Genomic DNA, 598 nt, shown 5'->3' with positions numbered 1-598 from the left:
AGAGCTCTCCTCACGGTTACAAGGTCCGTCAACCACGTCTTAACCACAAGCCGTTCACTGTGACAATCGATATTAAATCTGATGTTGCCACTAACGCCGTCGTCAAGATGTTCCTTGGACCTAAATACGATGAGAACGGCTTTCCCTTCAGCCTAGAAGATAACTGGATGAACTTCTACGAGCTTGACTGGTTCGTGCAAAAGGTTAACCCTGGCCAGTCTCAGATAACGCGTTCATCTACTGACTTTGCATTCTTCAAAGAAGACTCTTTACCGATGGCCGAAATCTACAAGCTCTTGGACCAAGGAAAGATTCCTACTGACATGTTCAACTCCTCGGACACTATGCCTTCGAGGCTGATGCTGCCTAAGGGTACATACGATGGATTCCCCTTCCAGCTGTTTGTATTCGTCTATCCGTATGAACCGACACCTAAGGAGTCAGAGCCATTCAAGTCTGTTGTTCCGGACAACAAACCATTCGGTTATCCATTCGATCGCCCCGTTCTTCCTCAGTACTTCAAACAACCTAACATGTTCTTCAAGAAGGTCCTGGTCTACCATGAAGGAGAACTATTCCCCTATCTATTTAACATTCC

1 protein-coding gene is annotated in these 598 nt (G+C 46.2%); it reads left to right on the top strand.

What is annotated here, in order from left to right; translation table 11 throughout:
* Window positions 1–59: 59 nt before the first annotated feature.
* Window positions 60–598, top strand: a 539-nt coding sequence (locus F0L68_RS45800) for a hypothetical protein (protein ID WP_223199633.1), incomplete at its 3' end; no start/stop codon positions are given.

It is taken from the genome of Solihabitans fulvus (genome assembly GCF_008386585.1).
Taxonomy (GTDB): domain Bacteria; phylum Actinomycetota; class Actinomycetes; order Mycobacteriales; family Pseudonocardiaceae; genus Solihabitans; species Solihabitans fulvus.
Note: the sequence above shows the minus strand (reverse complement) of the source record. Positions and strands in the feature narration are given on the sequence as shown.